Origin of the sequence: Brachyspira sp. (assembly GCF_029258575.1) — a bacterium.
Classification (GTDB): domain Bacteria; phylum Spirochaetota; class Brachyspiria; order Brachyspirales; family Brachyspiraceae; genus Brachyspira.
In genome coordinates this window covers 1-4070 of record NZ_JARHYI010000151.1, presented here as the reverse complement: position 1 = coordinate 4070, position 4070 = coordinate 1, and the positions used below count along the sequence as shown (strand labels likewise).

2 protein-coding genes are annotated in these 4070 nt (G+C 26.3%); both read right to left on the bottom strand.

The window, feature by feature from the left end:
- Window positions 1-423 precede the first annotated feature (423 nt).
- Window positions 424-2745: a ribonucleoside-diphosphate reductase subunit alpha gene (locus tag Q1J76_RS11855; protein WP_300370676.1), complete on the bottom strand. Its 2322-nt coding sequence runs from the start codon at window positions 2743-2745 to the stop codon at window positions 424-426.
- A 23-nt stretch (window positions 2746-2768) separates the two neighbouring features.
- Window positions 2769-3842, bottom strand: coding sequence for a ribonucleotide-diphosphate reductase subunit beta (locus Q1J76_RS11850; RefSeq protein ID WP_300370673.1), 1074 nt, complete (start codon window positions 3840-3842; stop codon window positions 2769-2771).
- Window positions 3843-4070: the final 228 nt, after the last annotated feature.

Sequence of the window (4070 nt, the reverse complement as noted above, 5' to 3'; positions counted from 1 at the left end):
ATAAAATATAATAATTTTTGGAATCATAAAAGAATACATTCCGCTTTAAATTATGATACTCCTATGTTATACTTCAAAAAAATAAGGAATACTTAAAGGAAATATCTCTGGCTCCCGTGCAAATTTTAATTATTATATTTCATTTTTGTGAAAACTATAAATAATTGATTATAAAAATACAATTTAATATTTTCATTTTAAAAGTATGGTAATAATATATAAAGATTATATTATAATTAATAAATTTTTATTATCATACTATGATATAAAAAGAATTTGAAAGCTAAATATTACTAATTTACTTTTAGCTAATATATAATTATTAAAAATAAATTAGGTTTTAAACATCTTATTTTATAATAACAGAGTATAATTAAAAACATAATAAAGTTGTCATTATATATGATTATGTTATTTTTTTCTTTAAGTGCAAGATTCACAAACTTCATCAAGCTCGAAATTAGATTTAGGCGTTTTCATATAGTAAAGAGTTTTAAGTCCCAAATCCATAGCGTATTGAATATCATTCCAAAGTTCTTTAGCAGAATCAGGTTTCACATAATATAAATTTAAAGACTGAGATTGATCTATATATCTTTGCCTTACAGCAGCAAGTTCTATTATAGTTTTTGCAGGTATAGTCCAGCATCTTTCATAATAATCTCTATTCTTTTTCATATTAGGTACTAAACTAGGAAGTGTTTGTATTCCTTCTTCTACAAAAAATAAATCTACTATAGGCTCTATACTTTCTGTAGCGGATACACTTTTTCCAGATGTTGCAGTAGGTGCTATTGCCCCATGAAATGAGAATCTTACTCCACTTGTTTTTATTTCTTCTGCAAGTTTATCCCATTTTTCTTTATCTACACTTACATTAAGATTATTCTTTTTATTATTATTCAATAATGATATATGAAAAGGTGTTAATCCGTCTTTCCATTTAGATTCATTAAATGTTTTATAAGGTCCTCTTTCTTTTGCTAATATATTAGATGTCTGATATATATGATAGTACAAATCATCGAAAACCTTATTTGTAAATTCTAAAGCTTCTTTATCTGTATACTTTAATTTATTTGAAGCAAGCAGATTAGCATAATTAATAACCCCTATTCCTATAGGTCTGTTTTTCTTATTTGCTATTTCTCCCTCTTTAACAGGATAAAATTGAGTATCTATAACATTATCACATCCCCTTAAAAGAGTATAGCAGAATGACTTTTTCTTTTCAGGAGTGAAGTTTACCCAAGACATTAAGTTAATAGACACTAAATTGCAAATTCCAATTTCTCCGCTTTTTTTTCTCTGTATTATTTCATATTCTCCATCTTCATTAATTATGAATTTTTCTTTTATGAGTTTTGAAGGGTAAGAAGGTATTACTATTTCCTGACAAAGATTGGAAGCACCTACGAATCTATTAACTATGTTCTGTTCATTTATATTATCTACAAATGTAAGGTATAAATTTCCAGTTTCCTGCCTAACTTTTAATATTTGAAATAATAAATCTTTGGCTCTTATTTTTTTCTTTCTTATAGAAGATTTACTTTCATAATACATATAAGCAACATTAAATTTTTCTCCATACTCTTCATTTAAAAGAGGAGTTTCTTTAGGATCAAAAAGTGTTACATATCCGTCTTTATTAACTCTTTCTCTAAATATATTGCTTATTCTAATAGAATAAACCAATTTTCTAGCCCTTGTATCTTCAGTACCTCCAGCATCCTTCAGCATTATCAAATCAAGTACATCTAAATGCCACCAAGGAAAAGTAATAACACAAGCCCCTTTACGAACTCCTCCTTGATTGAATGATGATATAGTTTGCTCAACTCTTTTTATAAAAGGTATAGGTCCATCTGAACGTCCTCTATTAGTTTGTATAGTTGAACCTGAAGCCCTTATATATGAAGCATCATAGGCAATTCCGCCTGAAAATTTTGAGTATAAAGCCATATTGCCATCAGTTTGATTCAAACTCCAAGTGTCATCATCTGGAGTATTTAATATACAGCTTGCCAACTGTGCTTTTATAGTCATACTATTTGCTATTCTAGGAGTTGCAAATGTAATTTCATGCTTTGATAGCATATCATAAGTTCTTTTTATATATTTTAGTCTTTCTGATTTGCTTATTTCTAATTTGTCTTTGTTTTCACCTTTATAATAATCATCATAAAATGAAAACATAGCAGCTACCATATATGTTATTTGAGGCAGTTCTAATTTTTTATTCCCTATATTTTTGCAGTATTTTTTATAGAAAATAGCCAATCCCTTATATGTAAATAATAAATCTCTATTGGGGTCTATCATAGAATTTATTTTATCTAATTCTTTATCAGTGAAGAGTTTGATTATATCCTTATCATATATTTTGTACTTTATTCCTTTTTTTAGGAAATTTTTTATATGCGGATATGAGCCTATTTTTTTAAGCCCACAAGTTTCTTTATATATCTTCATTAAATATAATTTTTCAGCTATAGTATCGTATAAAGGATATAATGGACTTATCATATTAACAGCTGTATTTATAAGTTCATCATACAATACCTCTATTTTCATTTTATCATTTATTTTGATGTTAAGTCCTTCCAAAAGTTTATTAGTAAATACTTCCTTTCCTTCTGTAGCCCAATCTATAACTTTTCTTAATTTTTCTTCATTGAAAGGTTCTTCTCTGCCGTCTCTTTTAATAATAATATGTTTTTTATCTTTTGTAAGTTCTATCATAACATTACCTTAATAATTATTTTTTATAAATCGTTTTTCAAAGCACCTTTTTGATAAGATGTATTTGTTGTTTCCTGTAAAGCTGCATTTTGCTTATTTATATCTCTATAGCTATTAAACCAATCTATTATATCTGATTTTTTTTCAGATAAATATTCTGTTTCTACGCCTATATCTCTTAACCTTATACCAGCCCAATATTTTATAAAATGCTCGCTTATAGATGAATTAATTCCAGAAACTTCATAACCATCAAATAAATATTTAGCCCATTTAATTTCTTCTTTAACAGTATAATCAGTCATTTCAGATGCTATTTTATTATACCAGCCATTATTAAATAAATGTGAAAAACCCTGACTTGAATCTTTTCTCAATATTGATATTATATTTTTTCCTGTAGGTACATGTACATTAAGTTCATCATGTGCTATTAATTTGATAGTTTTAGTGAATCCTGCTATTGCATTATCATAATTATTATTTATTGTGAATGTTACAAGAAAAGAGAAAGGAAATTTTATACCTTCAAGTAAATATATTCCTGTTAATAATTTTAGTACAGCTTGTTTTTTTTCATCTAAAGATGCATTAGAATTTTCTAAATTACATAATTCATCAACATTTCCAAATAATTCTACTTCCTTTTCCATTCTATGCTTAACAAATTCATCATTATAAACCAAATCTAATGTTTCACTTGACTCATGTCCAAAAACTTCAGAAAGTCCGTAAGAATAGCTTTCTGCATGTATATTTTCTTCTATTGCTATTCTAGAATAAAGTATAGACCATATTGAACTAGTTACTATTCTATTTAATATAGATGAAAAGCCCGAAGTAACTCCACTGTCCATTAAAGTTTGATATGCTATATTAAGTTTGAAAGCCCTTTGAGCATTTTCAGGTAATGATGAAAATTTTGTTTTATCAGATTTATAATCTACCTCTTTTGAAAACCATGTATTTCCTTCGCTTGCTTCTTTCAATTTTTTCGCTATTTCATGGCTTATGGAATCTATTCTTATATAATGTCCAAAATCTCCAAAAAAGATTTTTTCATTTTGAGGTTTTTTATCTATATCTACAACTTTCATCTTTTCTCCGCAATTTATTATCTTTTTCAAATTAATTTTTAAATTTAAGTAAGTATTCTAATTTTATTTCTTATATTTGTCAAGAATATATTTTTATTTATTTTGCACGGGAGCCAGAGATATTTCCTTTAAGTATTCCTTATTTTTTTGAAGTATAACATAGGAGTATCATAATTTAAAGCGGAATGTATTCTTTTATGATTCCAAAAATTATTATATTTTATTAAT